The organism is Croceimicrobium sp., from assembly GCF_965228705.1.
In the GTDB taxonomy this organism is placed as follows: domain Bacteria; phylum Bacteroidota; class Bacteroidia; order Flavobacteriales; family Schleiferiaceae; genus Croceimicrobium.
The window spans coordinates 3327447-3346453 of record NZ_OZ245832.1 but is presented as its reverse complement, the minus strand read 5'-3'; the positions used below and the strand labels follow the sequence as shown (position 1 = coordinate 3346453).

Here is a 19007-nt window from a genome sequence, read left to right as displayed (position 1 = left end):
GGAGATTTAGCTTTTTAATAATGACATTTTCCACATTCCAATCCGCCGATCATCTCTACAGTGACTTTGGCGTCTGCTCCATACTTCTCTTTGAGCTTGGCATGCATTTCTTCGTAGTAGTCGTTAGACTCAACCTGTACTTTGGTTTCGCGGTGACAGTTAATACACCATCCCATGGTAAGATCAGAGTACTGATACACTTCTTCCATTTCCTCAACCGGACCGTGGCAAGTCTGACATTTAATCTGACCAGCAGTTACGTGCTGAGAGTGGTTGAAGTAAGCCAAGTCAGGTAATTTGTGGATACGCACCCACTTGATTGGCTTCTGCTCGTAATCTTCGATATAAGCACCTTTTTCAGCATCCCAACCTACGGCATCGTAGATTTTAGAGATTTCTTCAGTACCGTATTTAGGTCCTTCGCTCACATACATGTGACAGTTCATACAAACATTCGCGGAAGGAATATTGGAGTGCTTAGACTTGCGCGCTCCGCTGTGGCAATAATTACAGTCGATTTGGTTCTGACCCGCGTGTAATTCGTGAGAGAATTTAATAGGCTGAGAAGGTTGATATCCTGTATCTACGTTTACAGCCATAAGATTCACATACAACTGCTGGAAGAATACCACCGCGATAAAAATGGTTAAAACGGTAACCACACGAGGATTCTTTAAGGCCGTGCGGGTAAATACATTGGCATCCTCCATCATGGTAGTGGTAGGCTGACCTTTTACCAATTTCAAGGTATTCTTAACGCGTGCTAAGAGCACTACCATAAAGAGGAGCAATACACCTAAAATGTAGAGATAAACAGTATTGTCAGCTTCAGCTTCTACCGGTGTAGTTTCTGTACTTAGATCCACCTTTACTGACTCAGTACCTTCGATAGTGTACACCAATACATCCTTAATATCTTGCTCAGATAATTGAGGGAAAGCCGGCATTGCCGAACCATTGAATTCCTCAAAAATGGCAATTGCATCCGCATCACCGCTGGCCCGTAAGGCCGCGTTATCCTTGATCCAGGACACTAACCACTCAGTGCTCCGACGCTGGGTAACATCACCCAGAGCTGGACCTACCACCTTCTTGTCGAGCTTGTGACAGGCGGCACATTGAGAATTAAATATCGATTTACCATTCGCAGCATCGCCCTCGATATCTTGAGCCAAGGCTCGACCGGGTGCGGCTAAGATCATGAGCACCAGTAGGGATCGCGAAAAGAGCCTGAGAGTACTTCTTTTATTCATAAAGAACCTATAATGGATAGATGTCTAGTTTGGTGCGCAAATTTAAAGTTTAAAGCCGTTTCTAAGAGAGGTGACTTAAAGCACTTCTAATTTAAAATAGGTCTAAATAACCTAAAAATACCTCATTCCGAAGCAGGCTAAAAAGTTTAACTTTGCCGCAAACAATGTACTAAATGTTAAGATTCCTCGCCTTAAGCCTTGTACTTTCTTGCGCGCTGACCATGAAGGCCCAGAGCAATGAAAACCCAACCATAGCCCAAGCAAAAGTGAGTGTAGAGATGTCCGAATCGGTGCATAATCTACTCTACCTCTATAAAGCTAAAGCCAAAAAATACCCTCAAATAGCGGGATTTCGCATTCAAATTTTTAATGGTCGCAAAAACGACTGCCTCGAGCGAAGAGGCCTATTTCTGCGGGATTACCCCAAAATGCAAGCTTATCTTCTTTATGAAGTTCCTGAATATAAAACCCAGGTTGGAAATTTTAGAACTCGCCTGGAAGCCGAAGCATTTCTTCAATCCATAATCGATGCTTTTCCCGGTAGTTTCGTGGTTGCCACACAGATAGACTATCCTAAAGTCGATTAAACCTCTTCACAATTTTAAAAGCCCGCGATTGCGGGCTTTTTTTATGCAACAAAAAAACCCGGACCATTGGCCCGGGTTTCCTTTACCCTCCTTTTTGGGATTAGTTTTTAATGATGCGGCTGATTTGTTTTTCTTCCGCTCCTACAACTTCCAGAAGATATACTCCGGTTGCGTAGTTGCTTAGATCAAAACGTAACTCGGTAATACCGGCTACCACAAAATCATCACGAATCTCGATTATTCTTCCTTGCAGGTCGGTAATCACAAATCGCAGATCTTGCTCCTTGGCGCTTTCAATTTGTACCTGGAATAAACCATCATTCGGGTTAGGATATACTGAGAAGTCGAAGGCTGAAGGTGCATCGATATGCTTGGAAGATCCGTTACAAGCACCCAGGGTACAAGAATGGTTTCCATTATTATGATTTGATAAATGGCTGGCCACTGCACTGGAATCTATACAAATGGTATTGCCATGGTGACAAACGTAAACCTTGGTCAACTGACCACCATTGCCATTGCCATTATTAGCACGACCCTTGCCATTGCTATTGCCTGCAGCACAGCGTGCATCAACCACATCTACCACCAGGCTGGTGCTTACGCTACAACCATTAACATCCGTTACGGTAACAGTATAAGTGGTAGTGGCGGTAGGGCTAACCGAAGTAGCTGCAGTACTGGCCCCATTAGACCAAGAATAAGCATAAGGGCCATGACCACCAGTAGCACTAGCACTCAAATTAATGCTTTGAGGACCATAACCCAGGTATAAGGTAGTACCTGTTACACCATTACCAGAAAGGTATCCACTGCTGGATGCAGAAGCAGCCACCGGAGCGGGTTCGCTTAAAGTAATGGAAGCACTGGCCGTTTGACCATTGGCATCGGTAACAATTACATTATAAGTACCAGCCGTAAGTGCGTTCAAATCTTCGGCACTGGAACCATTGCTCCATCCATAAGTATAAGGCTCACATCCGCCATTAGCGCTTAAATCGATGCTACCGTCCGCCGCTCCATTACAGCTGATATTATCACCACCTATGTATGTGGGTGAGCTTAAAGAAACGCTTACCGGAGTTGGATTCACGCTAACAGTAAAGCTTGCGCTCACACTATTTCCGGCGGCATCCGTAGCCGTATAGGTAACTGTGGTGGTTCCCACATTGAAATTATCTCCAGGATTATGGCTGCTGCTTAAGCTTACTAAGCAATTATCACTGGCAGTAGGTGCTGTCCAACTAACTGCTGGACTACAATCATTAGGCTGAGGCACAATAGCAATATCGGCAGGCATGCCACTGATCACTGGCATGATAGCATCACGCACTTCTACGGTAGCAGATGCACTTGCGCTATTTCCATTTACATCAGTCACCGTTAATTGTACGGTATTCATCCCTAAATCAGCGCAAGCGAATTGATCCTTGTCTAAGCTATAAGTAGCCACACCACAAGCATCTGCACTACCATTATCAATATCATTGGCACTGATAGAAGCACTGCCATTTGCATCCAAATAAACAACGGCATTCTGAGTGCTTACAGATGGAGCAATGCCATCCGAAACTGTTACAGTCGCAGTGCCGGTAGCAAGATTACCACTAGCATCGCTTACGCTTAATGTTACGGTTTGCGCGCCAACATCCGCACAGCTAAAGCTGGATGGACTTACCGACATGGAGCTAATTCCACATACATCGCTACTACCGTTATCAATGTCAGCGGCACTAATGCTCGCTGTACCATTGGCATCCAAAGCCACCGCAATATTTTGAGTTACTACCATTGGGGCCATATTATCAACTACGGTAACTACCGACGAAGCACTGGCTGTATTTCCAGAGCCATCAAGACCCACAAGAACAACAGTATTAGCCCCAAGATCAGAACAATCAAAGGTCACCTGACTAGCGGTTAATGAGACTAATTGGCAATTATCATAGGAACCACCGTCTATTAAGAAGGTACCCGGAATAATACGCTCCAACATTAAGTCGGCCACAAAGCAACCGCTGGCATCCGAAGTTCCCAATTGTTCCAAAGTAACTTTAGCAGTTTCCGAAGCATTAACTGTAAAGCTGATGCTCTCGTTTTTCAGACTATTAGTAGAAGTAAAAACCTGGCTATAGGCGGTACCAATGGTTAGTCTAAACTGGTCTGAGCTTTCGCCTGATCCGGCATTATTTAAATGCTTGAAATTAATTACATAATCTCCCGGGAGCAGATTTACGGATCCATTGGATTCGATCTTTGCATTGGCATTACCGGCTAAATCGATAGTACGACCACTGGCACTGGAACTGATAAAATTATCCACATCTACATTGCCATGCAATACGGTCCAGTCGGTCATACTCGTAAGATTATAACCTGTAGGCTCATTGCTAAAACTGCCATCAAATACCGGGGTGCTGGTAGCAGGACCTTGAATAGTTGCCGTACCATTGGCATCCAATACTATGCTTACATTTTGAGCAAGGATGGTTGGAGCCGTATTATCCGGATTATCGACAATCACTACGGATAAAGTTTCAGTACATCCATTACCATCAGTAACTACCACGGTATAGGTTCCGGAAGCCAAGCCACTTAAATCTTCCGTACTCGCGGTAAATCCATTGGGACCAGTCCAGCTAAAACTTTCACCATTATTGGTATTCGCAGTGGTTAGGTCAATGCCCGCATCGTTACCACCAGGACATGATACATTGCTATGGGTCTCTGTAAGTTGGATATTACATGGAATCACATCGATCGTAGCCGAATCGGTATTACTACATCCATTAGCATCCGTGTAGGTATAATAGATAGTTTGTAAACCAATACTGGTAGCTCCGGGATCAAAGCTTCCGTTACTTACTCCAGCACCACTATACACTCCTCCGGCAGGACTACCACCGCTTAAGTTTATAGGACTAGCATAGAAGGAAATAGGATTAAAGTTCGCCAGACTTACAGTAGGCAAAGGATTAACACTTACGGTTACTGTATCGGTAGCCATACATCCCTCGGCCGTAGTATACTGAGCTACATAATCTGCGGTAGCGGTTGGACTAACTGTAGTATTAGGATCATTAGCGTCAGCAATGTTTGGTCCGGAAATCCAGCTAAAGCTTGAAGTACTGGCATTTACGATTGCCTGCACACCTGCCACGGCCACCTGGCCATTAAAATGAACGTAAATAGTATTATTCCCACCCGGATTCCAAACTCCTGCCAATTGAGTCGCAGAAAGACTAATGCTGTTGGGATAAGAGCCATAATTAATCGCATCGCAATAACAGGAATAAGCTGGGCTAAAAGAATACACGCTGGTACCATTTACGGAAATGCTAATGCTGGAATTGTAATCACAATTGGCATAATATAGATTAACATCCAAACTGCTTAAGGTCCCACCGCCTTGATAGGTAGTAGACACGCCACTATTATAAAACCAATTATAGCCATCACTACACAAATTGGTTCCAAATCCGCAACTGCCTCCATTAGCATCATACAAACAGAGCGCAGTACTGCTATTCGAAGTTCCAGAACCAGCTGGCAGATTAAAAAGACTGGCATTTAATTGCGTGCTTCCACCAACACAAATGGCTTGATCGTTACCTGCATTTACTCCTACAGGATTAGGTTGTACTACGGTAACATCGAAGCTGTAGTTTGCCGTTCTTCCCTGGGCATCCGTTACACTAAAGCTATTGGTAGTAGTTCCTAAGGGGAAACTGGACCCTGACGCTAAACCAGCAGCAGGGGAGCTTGATAAATCTTGTTGAATGGCACAAGAGTACAAACTGGCAATAACGCTGTAATTTACTTCTGCCAAACATCTTCCGGTTTGGGCGGTAACCGTAATATTACCTGGACCATTAATGCTAGGGGCAACCGGATCCGTAACGTTTACCATAGCCGAACCGGTGGCGGTATTCCCGTAAATATCGGTTACAGTTAACCATACATTATTAGGTCCAATATTCGAACAATCAAAGCTATTCGGACTAACCGACATGCTGGCAATTCCGCCACAAGCATTGTCGTAAGAGCCATTGTCAATGTCGGCTGCACTGATACTCGCAGTTCCATTTTGCAGACTTAGCGTTGCATTTTGGGTAAGCACGGTTGGAGCCTGATTATCGGCCACAATTACATTAAAGCTAGAAGTTGAAGTATTACCATATTGATCGGTAGCACTTACTGTTACCGGAGTAGTTCCTTGCGGGAAAGTAGATCCAGGAGCAATGCTGTAGCTGGTACTTACCGTTCCACCACAGGCATCAACTGCACTTACATTGTAGTTATTTACAACCGCACCACAACTAGCCGTTGAAGGCGCAACAGTAATATCATTAGCCGTAATTGCCGGTCCGGTATTATCATTAAAACTGGAGTTTATGGTTACCGGATACAAGCTACCACAAGCTTCTGTTGTATACGCACTAGGGCCGCTAATAATGGTTAGGCTAACCGGCGTATTACAGGCTGGGGGATTAAAATCCCAATACACCCAATCGCCATAGGTGTTTTGCAGACTACCACATCCTGTAAGATAGGTGCTTGATCCGCCACCTCCGGGCAAATTAGACCAATGGGTATCGTCTACGGCACCTGCACCATAATAGGTTTGGGAGCTAGTAACACCACCAATGGTATACTGAATATTGAGGGGGAAACTGGAGTAAGTTCCGCTGCCCGCGGCATTTCCGTGCCAGTGCTCAATCCATACCCGGATAGCACCAGTAGAAGGAACAATGTTCCAACGAACCTGCACACCATGGGCGACTACCGAAAAGGATAGCCCCAAGGCACACAAGGCCGTAAAAAAGAGTTTGTTTGGTTTCATAAATGGGGATTTTTAGATGAATCCCGAATCTACGAAGCCCGCACTCCCTTTAAGCCCTGATTTTGTGACAAGAAGCCCCTTCTTTTGTGACACTATGCTACTTCTCGTAGCAATTCAGAAGGGCGAATTTGAAAATGCTGATAAAAATGATCACTAAAGGTTTCGGCACTTTTATAGCCTACTCGATAAGCCAATTCCTTTACTCGGCGTACCGAATTACTGCTAATGTGCTCTTTTGCCTTTTCCATTCGAAAAACCCGAATGTAGGGAGCGGGAGTATAACCAATTCGCTCCATCTCCCGATAGAGTTGCCGCCGGCTTAAATCAAGATGTTCTGCAAGTTTACTGGCATTAAAATCTGCATCACCATGAAAGGAATTCATAATGAGGTGCAACTTCCGGCAAAACTCAATTTGATGAGGAGTAAGTATTCCCTTGTTCTCATCACAAAAAAAACTCAGGCGATCCATGGATTTGATTGGTTCAACACCTGAAAGTATAACAGCAAAGCCTTAGTAAACAAAAACTTGTATTCGAAACCTAGTAATTATTAGGATCAATAAAAAAGCCGTCTCGGTTTAACCGAGACGGCTTTGCAATACTATAGTTAGTAAGACTTAGAGGGTCTTCTTCACCTCTACTTCTTCGTAACCTTCGATGATATCTCCTACTTTGATATCGTTGTAGTTCTTGATGTTCAATCCACATTCGAAGCCTTTCTTCACTTCCTTCACATCGTCTTTGTAACGCTTCAGTGAAGCCAGCTCACCGGTGTATACTACTACACCATCGCGGATAATGCGAACCTTGGTATTTCGTGTAATGGTTCCGTCCAGCACGTAACACCCAGCAATAGTTCCCACCTTGGAGATCTTGAAGGTTTCGCGGATTTCCACATTACATACCACTTCTTCTTTCACATCTGGAGAAAGCATACCTTCCATCGCGTCGCGAATCTCATTGATCGCATCGTAGATGATAGAGTACAAGCGTACATCCACACTTTCTTTCTCTGCCAGCTTACGGGCATTCGCAGAAGGACGTACCTGGAAGCCAACAATAATGGCATCGGATGCTGCGGCTAAGAGAATATCGCTTTCTGAAATCTGACCTACAGCCTTGTGAATAATATTCACCTGGATTTCTTCGGTCGATAATTTCTGTAAGGAGTCGCTCAAGGCCTCGATAGAACCGTCCACGTCACCTTTAACGATTACGTTCAATTCCTGGAAGTCACCCACCGCCAATCGACGACCAATTTCTTCCAAAGTAAGGTTCTTCTGAGTACGGGCACTTTGCTCACGCTGCAGTTGGGTACGCTTGGCCGCGATGTTCTTGGCTTCGCGCTCGTCTTCCATTACTACAAATCCGTCACCCGCTTGAGGAGCACCATCCAAACCGAGGATGTTTACCGGACGAGCAGGACCTGCTTCTTTCAAACGATGGCCACGCTCATCGAGCATCGCTTTTACTTTACCACTATACTGACCCGCCAGTACATAGTCCCCAACTCGTAGGGTACCGTTTTGTACGAGGATGGTAGCCAAATATCCACGACCTTTATCCAGAGAGGCTTCAATTACGGCACCGCTACTGCGACGATCGGGATTAGCTTTAAGATCTAATAATTCAGATTCGAGCAATACCTTCTCTAATAATTCATTCACGCCCATTCCGGTTTTGGCCGAAATATCATGCGATTGAATTTTACCACCCCAGTCTTCCACCAGGAGGTTCATTGAGGCTAATTGCTCTTTAATTTTCTCGGGGTTAGCAGTGGGGCGATCTACCTTGTTAATGGCAAATACGATCGGCACACCTGCTGCCTGGGCGTGAGAAATAGCTTCCTTGGTTTGAGGCATTACCGCATCGTCCGCCGCAATTACAATAATAGCAACGTCGGTAATTTTCGCTCCCCGTGCACGCATGGCGGTAAAGGCCTCGTGACCCGGAGTATCCAGGAAGGTAATATGCTGACCACTTTCCAATTCTACCGAATATGCACCGATATGCTGGGTAATACCCCCGCTCTCACCGGCAATTACATTGGCTTTACGAACGTAGTCAAGCAATGAAGTTTTACCATGGTCAACGTGTCCCATTACGGTTACAATCGGAGCCCTGGGCTTTAAGTCTTCAGCTTTGTCTTCTTCCTCTACAATGGCATCCGACACTTCACTATCCACAAACTCTACCTGATAGCCAAATTCTTCGGCCACGATGGTTAGAGTTTCGGCGTCCAAACGCTGGTTTAGGGTTACCATCATTCCCAGCGACATACAAGAAGAAATTACTTGAGTAGGCGCTACATTCATCATGGTAGCTAACTCACTCACGGTAACAAATTCTGTTACCTTCAGTACCATATCTTCTTCCTGCTGCATCGCTTCGTTCAGAGCATCTTGCTCCCGACGCTCCTGACGTTTCTCACGACGCAGTTTGGCACCTTTATTCTTACGACCTCCGGTTAATTTCTCGAGGGTCTCTTTAATTTGCTTTTGTACTTCCTCCTCCGTTAACTCTTGCTTGGGCTCTGGCTTACGACCACGACCACGACGATTGTTATTAGTATCGCGACGGTTGCCCTGCTGATTGGAATTGGAATTAGAATCGGTACTGATCCGCTTGCGTTTCCGCTTTTTCTTCAGATCATCCTTATTGTCCGTACTGGAAGCTACTTTCTTCTTAGGCTTTTTCTCAAATTTTGAGAGGTCTACCTTTTCACCGGTAAACTTAGGCCCACTAAGCTTCTCGTACTTAGTTTTAATGGTATCAGAGGTACCTTCTTCGGCTTTCTTTTCCGCTGGTGCCTCCTCTTTTTTCTCCTCAGCTTTAGCTTCTGCCTTGGGCTCTTTAGGAGCTTCTGCTTTCACTTCTTCCTTCGGAGTTTCAGCTTTTTTCTCAGAAGCGGGAGCTTTGGGAGCAGGCTTTTCTTCCTTGGCCTCTTCCTTCACTTCCTTAGGAGCTTCTCCTTCTGGCGCTGGACTTTCGGCGGGAACCTCTTCTTCTTTAGGAGCTTCATCCTTAAGTTCCGGTTCGGCCTTCTTCTCCTCTTGCTTGGGCGCTTCGGCCTTCACTTCAGGAGCCGCTTCTTCCTTAGGCGCTTCTTCAATTTTAGGAGCTTCCTCTTTAACCGGAGCCTCTTCTACCTTTTCAGCAGCGGGCTCTTCCTTAGGAGCTGGCTTTTCTTCCGCTTTTACTTCTGGAGCAGGCTCGGCCTTTTCCTCAGTTTTCTCCTCAGCTGGAGCAGGTTTACCGGCCTTATCGAGGTCGATCTTACCTACCATTTTAGGACCACTCAAAGTAGGGCGCTCAATGCTCTCGGGTTCACGCTTACCTTCAGGCTTGCTTTCTTCCCTTTCGCGCAGCATGGCTTCTTTCTCCTGCTGCTTTTGACGCACTACCTCCTCCGAGGCTTCCTTCTTGGCTTTATCGGGAGCGAATTTCTCCAATACCTTCTGGATATACTCACCAGACACTTTAGTATTGGGGCGCAACTTCTCCTCTATCCCGAGTTCCTCGAGATATTCAGATACAGTGCTCACTCCGATATTGCACTCTTTAGCTAATTGACTAAGTCGTAGCGACTTTTCAGTCATGAAATTGATTTAAATTATTCTTCAAATTCGGCACGCAATATACTGCGTACGTCCTCAATGGTTTCTTCTTCCAGGTCGGTCCGCGAAAGTAACTCATCTACTGACAGTTCCAACACGCTCTTTGCGGTATCACAACCAATTGATTTTAAAGCATCGATCACCCAGCTTTCGATTTCGTCAGAGAACTCCGTTAATTCTACGTCCTCATCCTCATCCACATCACGGTATACATCGATTTCATAACCGGTCAATTGTCCGGCTAATTTAATATTAAGCCCGCGCTTACCAATCGCCAGAGATACTTGATCTGGTTTCAGGTAAACATCTGCACGCTTATTGGTTTCATCCAATACAATGCTGCTGATCTTCGCTGGACTTAAAGCTCTCTGAATCAACAGTTGATCATTATTGGTGTAGTTGATTACGTCGATATTCTCATTGCCGAGCTCACGAACAATACCATGAATACGACTCCCTTTCATACCTACACAGGCACCCACTGGGTCAATACGATCATCATAAGACTCCACCGCAACTTTCGCCTTCTCACCTGGCTCGCGCACTACCTTCTTCACGGTAATTAATCCGTCGAACACTTCGGGGATTTCTTGCTCGAAAAGTTTTTCCAAGAAACGCTCATCCGTACGAGACAGGATAACAACTGGCTTGGTACCACGCAAATCTACATCGCGTACTACCGCGCGAATGGTATCTCCTTTGCGGAAGAAATCACGAGGAATTTGTTGATCCTTAGGCAGGATCAGTTCATTCTGATCATCATCATAAATGATTACCGCACGAGGACGCACATGGTGTACTTCTCCCGTAAGGATCTCACCTTCCAGATCTTTGTATTTCTTATAGATAATGCTATTGTCGTGCTCCTGGATTTTCTGCACCAGGTTCTGACGGAAGGCCAACACAAAACGGCGACCTTGATCAATCAATTTCAATTCTTCAGAAGCCTCTTCACCCACTTCAAAGTCGGGCTCAATCTTCACGGCTTCCGAAAGGGCGATCTCAGTATTTTCGTCCTCTACTTCACCATCGGCAACAATCATTCGATTTCGCCAAATCTCCAGGTCCCCCTTGTCGGGGTTCACAATGATATCAAAGTTATCGTCGCTGCCGTACTTCTTGCGCAATTGATTACGCAGAGCATCTTCAAGAATCGCCATCAGGGTAACCCGATCGATGTTCTTTTCATCTTTAAATTCGGCAAAACTTTCAATGATAGCCTGATTTTCCATAATAGCCTTTATGCTTAATTGAACCTGACTTGAACCCGCGCTTCATCTATATCCTGCAGGTTTAGTTTCACGTCTTTTTTAACCGTTACTTTTCCTTTACCCACTTCTTTAGGCACTCTCTCACTCCATTCGAGGGTTAAAATTCCCTCACTGAAATCTACCAATTCGCCTTTAAATTTTTCGCCGTCCTTGGTCTTTACTTTTAAGTCGCGACCAATATTTTGAACATACTGTTCTTCAACCTGCAAAGGACTGCCCACTCCGGGTGAACTCACTTGTAATTCAAAGTCCTCTTGCTCACGGTCGAGATTATGCTCAATAGCGCGCGAAATAGCCGTTATACCTTCTAAGTTAATGCCTTCCATTTTGTCTACCGTAACCTGAATAATGTTGCCGGCAGCAATCTGAAAATCCACTAAAAAGGCCTGCTGTTCTTTCAAACCAGCCTCTAAAAGAGCACGTACTTTTTGCGAATCGATCATGTAGCCTAATAAAAGAGGGGACACGTGTCCCCTCAAAAGTGGCCGCAAATATACAATTATTACACTTAAATTCCTTTCTAAAAAGACTTTAAAACAGACTGTATCAAGTTCATACCTTCCGATGCTCCACTTTCGAGATGCAGCAAGGGGCCAGTACCGTAGGTTTGAACCGACTGCGGATCAATTACAATCACCGGGCATGTTGATTTAATCATCTGCACTAAAGAAGCCGCAGGATACACTTGCAAGGAGCTACCAATTACAATCATTAATGCACAATCCTCCAGATAAGCTATCGCCTCATCCATGGCGGGTACCATTTCTCCAAACCAAACCACATGGGGCCGTAATTGTGAACCGAAATCACAATGATCGCCCCAATTAAGTTCCCAACCTTCGATTGGATATACCTGATCCGGATGAGCTGTACTGCGCGCCTTTCGCAGTTCACCGTGCAAGTGAAGCACATCCTCTGCTCCTGCTCGCTCGTGCAAATCGTCAACATTCTGAGTAATTACCTGCAAGTTGAATTCCCGCTGTAACTCCGCAATAGCATAATGCCCCTCATTGGGCTCCACCTCTAGCAATTGTTTGCGACGCATATTGTAGAAATTCAAGACTTTCTGCGGATCGCGGGCCCATGCTTCGGGAGTGGCAACCTCCTCAATGGCATACTCCTCCCATAACCCGCCTTTCTCCCTAAAGGTGCTTATCCCGCTTTCGGCACTCATTCCTGCACCCGAGAATATTATTATATGGTCGGATGTCGTAAATTGAGCCGACTTTAAAAATTGATGTACCCTCTCGGTGGTTTGATCCCGATTTCGCATAGCGCTATATCTTTAAAATTGGACCTTTCGTCTAATATTAGCCGCACTCCCAAATTCTAAAGATAATTTTGATCTCGGTATAGTTCCGCCCAATTAAGTAAATGTCATGAGTGATAAAGCAAAAATTCTGATTGTAGACGACGAGCCTTTGATTCGGGACGCTTTGGCCTTTAAATTAACCAAAGACGGCTACGACGTAGACACAGCAGAAGATGGTGAGAAAGCCATCCAAAAAATTGAAAGTGAGGAATACCACATTATCATCAGTGATATCATGATGCCCTTCATCAGTGGTTTCGAATTAGTGAAAATCCTGAAAGAAAGAGGCACGGATGCACCGGTATTGATGCTCACCTCCTTAAACTCCGAAACTGCCGTATTGAAGGCTTTCGATCTGGGTGCTGACGATTTTATGACCAAGCCATTCAGCCCGAACGAACTTTCAGTACGTATCAAAAAGCTGCTCAAGAACAGCAAAAAATAAAATGCGCGAGTTCCTGATCGACATATACTACTTCTTACTGGCGCTCGAGCCCAGGTACAAGATTGTAATCTTCTTGGTAATTGCTCTATTGATCTCTGCCGCGATTATGATCTCTATTGTACTACGGGAACGTTCGCGTAAGAATAGTATTGAAGCTCGGGAACGCCGTATTAAAAGACAAGTAGAACCGATCATTCAGGAAATTGTCTTTACCGAACAAGATGCCAGTCAGTTTAAGGATGCCATTAAAAAGATCAACCGTATTGTAGACTCTACCCTCTACCGTAGATCGAATATGAACATCCTTAATGAGTTGATTCTCTACTACCACCGCAACCTCGGTGGCGAGGCTTTTACGCGCCTCGAAAACCTCTACCGAGAAATCGGCTTAAAGCAAATCGCCCTCGAAAACCTCCGCAATGGAGAATGGCATGTGCGCGCCAAGGCCATTAACGACCTTAGCACCATGCGCATGGGCGAAACCCTCTTCGAGATTTTACAGTATACCGATGCTGAGAATATGCATGTGCGTAACGAAGCCCAGTATGCAGCCGTAAAACTCGGGGGTAAAAAAGCCATGAGCTTCCTTAACGATTTGGAATCGCCCATGAGCGAATGGCAGCAAATCCGACTTTTGGATCAGTCCCGCAAATTCGAATATGAATTGATTGACCATATCGGACCCTGGCTAAAATCGAAAAACGATACGGTTGTGATCTTTGCGCTGATCTTGATGCGCCACCTCAACCAATATCACGAGCGTGAGCAATTGCGCAAACTCCTCTACCACCGGAATGAAAAAGTTCAAGAAAAGGCGATTGAAACTGCCATTGAACTGGCCTATTCCGAATGCATTGAAAACCTCTACGAAGTTTACGAACTCACCAAGAACCTGCGGGTAAAAACTGCCGTGCTCAAAGCCATGGGCGAATTAGGCGGTTCCAAAGAAGCAGGTCACTTGCGTGAAGTCCTGGTATCAGGCAAAGAATACGAATTAGTTATGGCCGCCGCCAAAGGCTTAAAGCGAATGGGACGCCATGATGTATTGACCGGATACCGCGAAAATGAATTGTCTGAAAAAGGCGAAAACATCGTAAAACACGTGCTCGATGATCGAATATGACACGCAGAACTCACTCGTAGATATTCTCATTTACATATTCTATTTCATTACCTACGGATACACCGTTTTCGTAATGATCTCCTATTTGATATTGGGGGTTATCTCCGTGGTTCAAGCCCGGAAATACCTGCGAAGAAATACCTACACTGACTACCTCAATATCTTACAAAGTCCGGAAGCCCCTTCGGTATCCATTCTGGCACCGGCTTATAATGAGGAAGCCACCATCATCGAAAATATTCGCTCCCTACTCTCCGTGCGTTACCCCAATTATGAGGTAATCGTAGTGAACGATGGTAGCCGCGACCGCAGTCTTACCAAGCTTATCGAAGAGTACCAACTCGAACCGGTAAACTTTGCGGTGAACTATAAAATTGAAACCAAAAAGGTAAAAAACGTTTACAAGTCTAAAGACCCCGCCTACAATAACCTAGTGGTGGTCGACAAGGAAAATGGCGGTAAATCCGATGCCCTTAATGCGGCCCTCAATGTATCTACCGGCGACTATACCCTTAATATCGACGTAGACTGTATCCTCGAAGAAGACTGCTTGCTTAAGCTCATGAAACCCTTCCTGGAGGAAACCGATAAAAACATGATTGCCACCGGTGGGGTAGTGCGGATTGCGAATAACTGCCGCATCGAAAAAGGCCGCATCGTAGAGGTAAACGTACCCAACAAATTATTGGCTCAGTTCCAAACCCTCGAATACCTGCGCTCCTTCCTTTTAGGTCGGGTAGCCTGGGGTTCACTGGACGGACTCTTGCTTATTTCCGGAGCATTAGGTGTTTTCCAAAAGCAATTGGTAATTCAGTGCGGTGGTTACGATAATGAGACCATTGGTGAGGATATGGAGCTAACCGTGCGCATGCGTCGCTATGCCCGCGAAAAAGGAATTGACTACGTAGTAGGCTTTGTACCGGATCCGCTTTGCTGGACCGAGGTGCCTGAGTCCTGGTCGGTATTACGTCGCCAAAGAAACCGCTGGACCCGAGGTGCAGTAGAAACCTTACTTTCTCATAAACGACTATTCCTCAACCCTTTCTATGGGAAAATCGGAATGGTATCCTATCCTTACTGGCTTTTATTCGAATGGTTAGCGCCTTTAATTGAGGCCTTTGGTATTGTGCTTTTGATACTCTTCAGCCTGCTGGGGGTAATCAACATTAGCTTCCTCTACCTCTTTATAGCACTGATCTACGGTTATACCGTGGCCTTTACTATCGCCACCTTGTATATAGAGGAAATCACCTTCTTCCAGTATAAAAAGCGGAGGCAGCTCTTGCGCTTGGTAATTGCCGGATTAATTGAGCCACTGATGTTCCACCCCTTTGTGGTGTACTGTGCCGTAACCGGTAACTGGGATTATTTCTTCGAAGGCAAGAAAGCCTGGGGGTCTATGAAAAGGGTTGGATTTAGCCGACCTACCGATCGCGGTAAGCGTATTACCGGAGGTGGCAAAGGCAAAAAGAACAAGCCCAATCCGGCTGCTCCTTTGCCCAGCAATAATGTTCGTACCCGTCCGGCTACCTAAGGCTGAATAATTAAAGACTTACGGCCTCTAAGTTTGCCACTCTGGAGTTCTAAAATGTAGAATCCCTGGAGGCCTTCCGGCAGAAGCAATTCCAGCTCAGGCTCTTGCCCTGTAGCTAAAGTTTTAGTCCAAAGCACCCTACCCTGACTATCAATTAGGCGCAGTACACCTTGCTCTTTTTGCAGGGCCTCGCAGTAGAGATTAAAGCGACCCTTACTGGGGTTGGGATACACAGACCAATCTAAAACCGGAAGCTCTTCCTTCGGCAGGCCAATGCTGTAACCAACGGTGAAATATTCGCTAAACTCCGTACCAAAATTCGGATTGTAATTCTTAGAGAAGAAATCACCACCCACATTACGCATCAAGATTCGGCCAGAGCCATCATTGTTGCCAAAGAAGCTCATGCCATCTTTATCCCGGTCGCCAATAATTAAGTGATAACATCCTGGATCCAAATCGAAGGTATCGCGATAGCTGGTACCATTGGCCAGATTATCGCCCGAGTATAAGATATTACCCCAGGCATCTTCCAACTGCCACCAGGTTTCGGAGGCAGCATTATTAGTACGCAGTTCAAAGCGCATAGGATTAGGGTACATCTCGGGTAATTTAATCCCTACGGTACGGCGATTATTAAAATCCACATCATCACTAGGCTGACCATTCACATTTTCAATCTGAACGCTAAATTCCAATTGACCATTCAGGCTAATCCAATCGGCTACAGAATCCATCGGCAATGAAATTTCTGTTCTTTCCAAGGAGTTTAGGTTCCCGGTCCAATCAAAATAGCGCCAGTGGGTATTGCCTTTTAAACCATAGGCTAAACGTAAAGATTGGATAGGCTGAGTTCCCTTATTCACCACTGCAATTAAAGCCTCATCACAAACCGGATTAAAGCGAGCATGCTCATCTTCATTGCTAGGCTTGATGATGTCTTCTATCGCCACATCCAAATTCTGATTAAAATCGCCTAAGTGAAATAACTGCACCAGCATATTGTAACTGGCCGGACTTTGACCACTGGGTTGGGTATAGGTATAAGCTTCGATATCTACATCAATACTATCGGCACCGGGCACATAAGCGCTAATATCATGGAGGTATTGATTTACCCGATCGCCGGGACACCAATTTGCCCGATCGTACAACCAAGTACCCGCCTGGGGCCATAGGTCATTCAAGCCACAATCGTCGCGCCACATCGCTTGGTCCGCCACCTTTTGACCATCTACAAAAACATAATAGTCGCGCTCGCAGAACTCCGCGCAATTGGCATCATTCACAAAGCCATGACCGGAAGGTGCCAGGCGAACATAAAACTGACTCGCCGAAGGATGCGGATTTAAAGCACGAGCGGGCATATGCTGACTTTCGAACTGTGCTGAATCACGATAAGTAAAACCTCCGCGATAGAGGTTTTCCACCTGATACACATCGCGCACCGGCGTACCTTCCACCATAATAAAATCCAGAGTAGCACTAAAGCCGCTGCTATAGCCCTGATAACGCACATCAATCTCTACCGAATCTCTTAAGAGCGGATAATAATCACTAACATCAAAGTAAAAGTCGCGTGTCCAATCTTGAGACAGGTTGCCACCATAGGGTGTAATTACCTTGGCTAATTCGTAGCGTTCCTTTACTGCAAACACCGACCAGGTAGTGTCAATTTGCAAAGGATTGGTACTAAGGGTATCTATACTGGCAATATTACTATCCAAAGCTCCGGTAGGAATCAAAAGATCCACCACCGTAGTATAGTCCCAATCCGAACAACCACCGCTTGCACAACCCATGGTATAACGCATCAAAATCTGATGCCAGGAATGATTAGCATCGGGAAAAACGGCCCAATCTTTATAGGAACCATACCAGGTTAAATCCCGCTGTTGATGGGCCGAAACTAAGGTAGTGTCGCCTTCAGCCGCAAGGCATTGAAAAGAAAAAACCAAACCGAGTAGTAGTGCTGCAAATTGCTTCATTGATCTTTTTTTGACTCCTCCTGAATACGGGTCACCCCGCCAGAAATGACGTACTTCATTACGTCTGCAGCGGGCAAATCTAAGTTTTCTACTCTTTCTTTAGCGACTAAAAATACGTTTCCTGAAATGGCATAACTGTGTGGGCAATACACAGTAAGATACTCTTCCTCAAGCTGCGCCTGCTTTCCGAAGCCACGATGGGTTACAAAGCCAATGCGCTTTACCGCCGGGTCATTATCCAATTGCACCAGTACCGGGTATTTAAAACTGCGCTTCTCCCCAACCAAGGCATTTAAAACATCGGTTACTGCCGTATAAATCAGGCTAATTACCGGTGCCTTTCGAATTTGACGATCCATCCAGGATTTTAATCGCTCAGAAATTAAATGGCTGGCCACGAAGCCAATCAGGCTTATTCCGGCGAGTACCACTAAGATTCCCAAACCTGGGGTTTCGAAGGTGATTAAGCCATCCAAAACCAGAAAGCTTTCATAAATCACATAAACGGTAATGCCCATGGGGGCTACGATTAAGAGACCTTGTAAGAGGTATTTAATTAAACTACGCATCGCCTCTTAATACTTTTTGTTTGTACTTCGGTAAGCTGGATACCACCAGATCATGGGAGTCTTGAATCCAAGATCGCAAGATTTCCCAATTTACACTTCCATCCAGGACCACCGAGCTCCAATGCGTCTTATTCATATGATAGGCCCCTTCCACCGCAGCATAGTGCTCGCGATACTCCATACCCTTTTCGGGCAAATGCTTCAAGCTTAGTTTTATGGGATTGTATTCCAGGGAAACCAGAAGGAACATCTTCCCGGCCACCTTAAAAACCAGGGTATCTGAATCAAAGGGAAAGCCTTCAGAGCTCTCTTTAAAACTGAGGGCAAAATCGCGAATAGTCTCTAAATCCATGGCTCTAAATTTCGGATCAAAAGTAGGACCTTCAGCGAACATTTAGGCTTAGGCCTGCATTAAAGAATTTCGTCTTAAGAAGTCAATTTTCTTATTTTCGATTGTTCTAAGGA

14 protein-coding genes are annotated in these 19007 nt (G+C 45.3%); 4 read left to right on the top strand and 10 right to left on the bottom strand.

Annotated features, from left to right (window positions below; translation table 11 throughout):
• Positions 1-14: 14 nt before the first annotated feature.
• Positions 15-1253, bottom strand: coding sequence for a c-type cytochrome (locus ACO05P_RS14960; RefSeq protein ID WP_421752055.1), 1239 nt, complete (start codon positions 1251-1253; stop codon positions 15-17).
• Between the two features lie 173 nt (positions 1254-1426).
• On the opposite strand from ACO05P_RS14960, the gene ACO05P_RS14955 reads away from it, so the two are divergent.
• Entirely contained in the window at positions 1427-1840 is a 414-nt protein-coding gene (locus ACO05P_RS14955) for a hypothetical protein (protein ID WP_421752054.1), read from the top strand.
• 100 nt (positions 1841-1940) lie between these two features.
• Here the strand turns inward: ACO05P_RS14955 and ACO05P_RS14950 are convergent, their stop codons facing one another.
• The 6 genes from ACO05P_RS14950 to ACO05P_RS14925 all read right to left on the bottom strand — a co-directional run bounded on the left by ACO05P_RS14950 (position 1941) and on the right by ACO05P_RS14925 (position 12844).
• Positions 1941-6683 (bottom strand): HYR domain-containing protein, encoded by a 4743-nt coding sequence (locus tag ACO05P_RS14950; protein ID WP_421752053.1) that lies wholly within the window; start codon positions 6681-6683, stop codon positions 1941-1943.
• Between the two features lie 92 nt (positions 6684-6775).
• Positions 6776-7153, bottom strand: coding sequence for a helix-turn-helix domain-containing protein (locus ACO05P_RS14945; RefSeq protein ID WP_421752052.1), 378 nt, complete (start codon positions 7151-7153; stop codon positions 6776-6778).
• Between the two features lie 147 nt (positions 7154-7300).
• Complete coding sequence (infB, locus tag ACO05P_RS14940; RefSeq protein WP_421752050.1) at positions 7301-10282, bottom strand: translation initiation factor IF-2; 2982 nt, start codon at positions 10280-10282, stop codon at positions 7301-7303.
• 14 nt (positions 10283-10296) lie between these two features.
• On the bottom strand, positions 10297-11532 hold the full coding sequence (nusA, locus tag ACO05P_RS14935; RefSeq protein ID WP_421752049.1) for a transcription termination factor NusA: 1236 nt from the start codon (positions 11530-11532) through the stop codon (positions 10297-10299).
• 14 nt (positions 11533-11546) lie between these two features.
• Positions 11547-12014: a ribosome assembly cofactor RimP gene (rimP, locus tag ACO05P_RS14930; protein WP_421752047.1), complete on the bottom strand. Its 468-nt coding sequence runs from the start codon at positions 12012-12014 to the stop codon at positions 11547-11549.
• A 77-nt stretch (positions 12015-12091) separates the two neighbouring features.
• Positions 12092-12844: an SIR2 family NAD-dependent protein deacylase gene (locus ACO05P_RS14925; RefSeq protein WP_421752046.1), complete on the bottom strand. Its 753-nt coding sequence runs from the start codon at positions 12842-12844 to the stop codon at positions 12092-12094.
• 106 nt (positions 12845-12950) lie between these two features.
• Here ACO05P_RS14925 and ACO05P_RS14920 point away from each other — a divergent pair, with 106 nt between their 5' ends.
• From ACO05P_RS14920 to ACO05P_RS14910, 3 genes are read left to right on the top strand one after another with little or no spacing between them, the layout of a single operon-like run.
• The gene (locus ACO05P_RS14920) at positions 12951-13328 is read left to right on the top strand and encodes a response regulator transcription factor (protein WP_210757407.1); all 378 of its coding nucleotides are present in this window, start codon (positions 12951-12953) and stop codon (positions 13326-13328) included.
• A 1-nt stretch (position 13329) separates the two neighbouring features.
• Positions 13330-14451, top strand: coding sequence for a HEAT repeat domain-containing protein (locus ACO05P_RS14915; protein WP_210757406.1), 1122 nt, complete (start codon positions 13330-13332; stop codon positions 14449-14451).
• Positions 14438-15985: a glycosyltransferase family 2 protein gene (locus ACO05P_RS14910; protein ID WP_421752043.1), complete on the top strand. Its 1548-nt coding sequence runs from the start codon at positions 14438-14440 to the stop codon at positions 15983-15985. The genes ACO05P_RS14915 and ACO05P_RS14910 overlap by 14 nt, the downstream gene beginning before the upstream one ends.
• Here the strand turns inward: ACO05P_RS14910 and ACO05P_RS14905 are convergent.
• Genes ACO05P_RS14905 through ACO05P_RS14895 form a run of 3 tightly spaced genes read right to left on the bottom strand, consistent with a single transcriptional unit; the run spans position 15982 to position 18894 of the window.
• Complete coding sequence (locus tag ACO05P_RS14905; RefSeq protein WP_421752041.1) at positions 15982-17973, bottom strand: peptide-N-glycosidase F-related protein; 1992 nt, start codon at positions 17971-17973, stop codon at positions 15982-15984. The two genes, ACO05P_RS14910 and ACO05P_RS14905, sit on opposite strands and share 4 nt — an antisense overlap.
• Positions 17970-18542: a DUF502 domain-containing protein gene (locus ACO05P_RS14900; protein WP_421752039.1), complete on the bottom strand. Its 573-nt coding sequence runs from the start codon at positions 18540-18542 to the stop codon at positions 17970-17972. The genes ACO05P_RS14905 and ACO05P_RS14900 overlap by 4 nt, the downstream gene beginning before the upstream one ends.
• A complete protein-coding gene (locus tag ACO05P_RS14895; RefSeq protein ID WP_421752037.1) occupies positions 18535-18894 on the bottom strand; it encodes an MmcQ/YjbR family DNA-binding protein in 360 nt (119 codons plus the stop codon). The genes ACO05P_RS14900 and ACO05P_RS14895 overlap by 8 nt, the downstream gene beginning before the upstream one ends.
• Between the last annotated feature and the right edge of the window lie 113 nt (positions 18895-19007).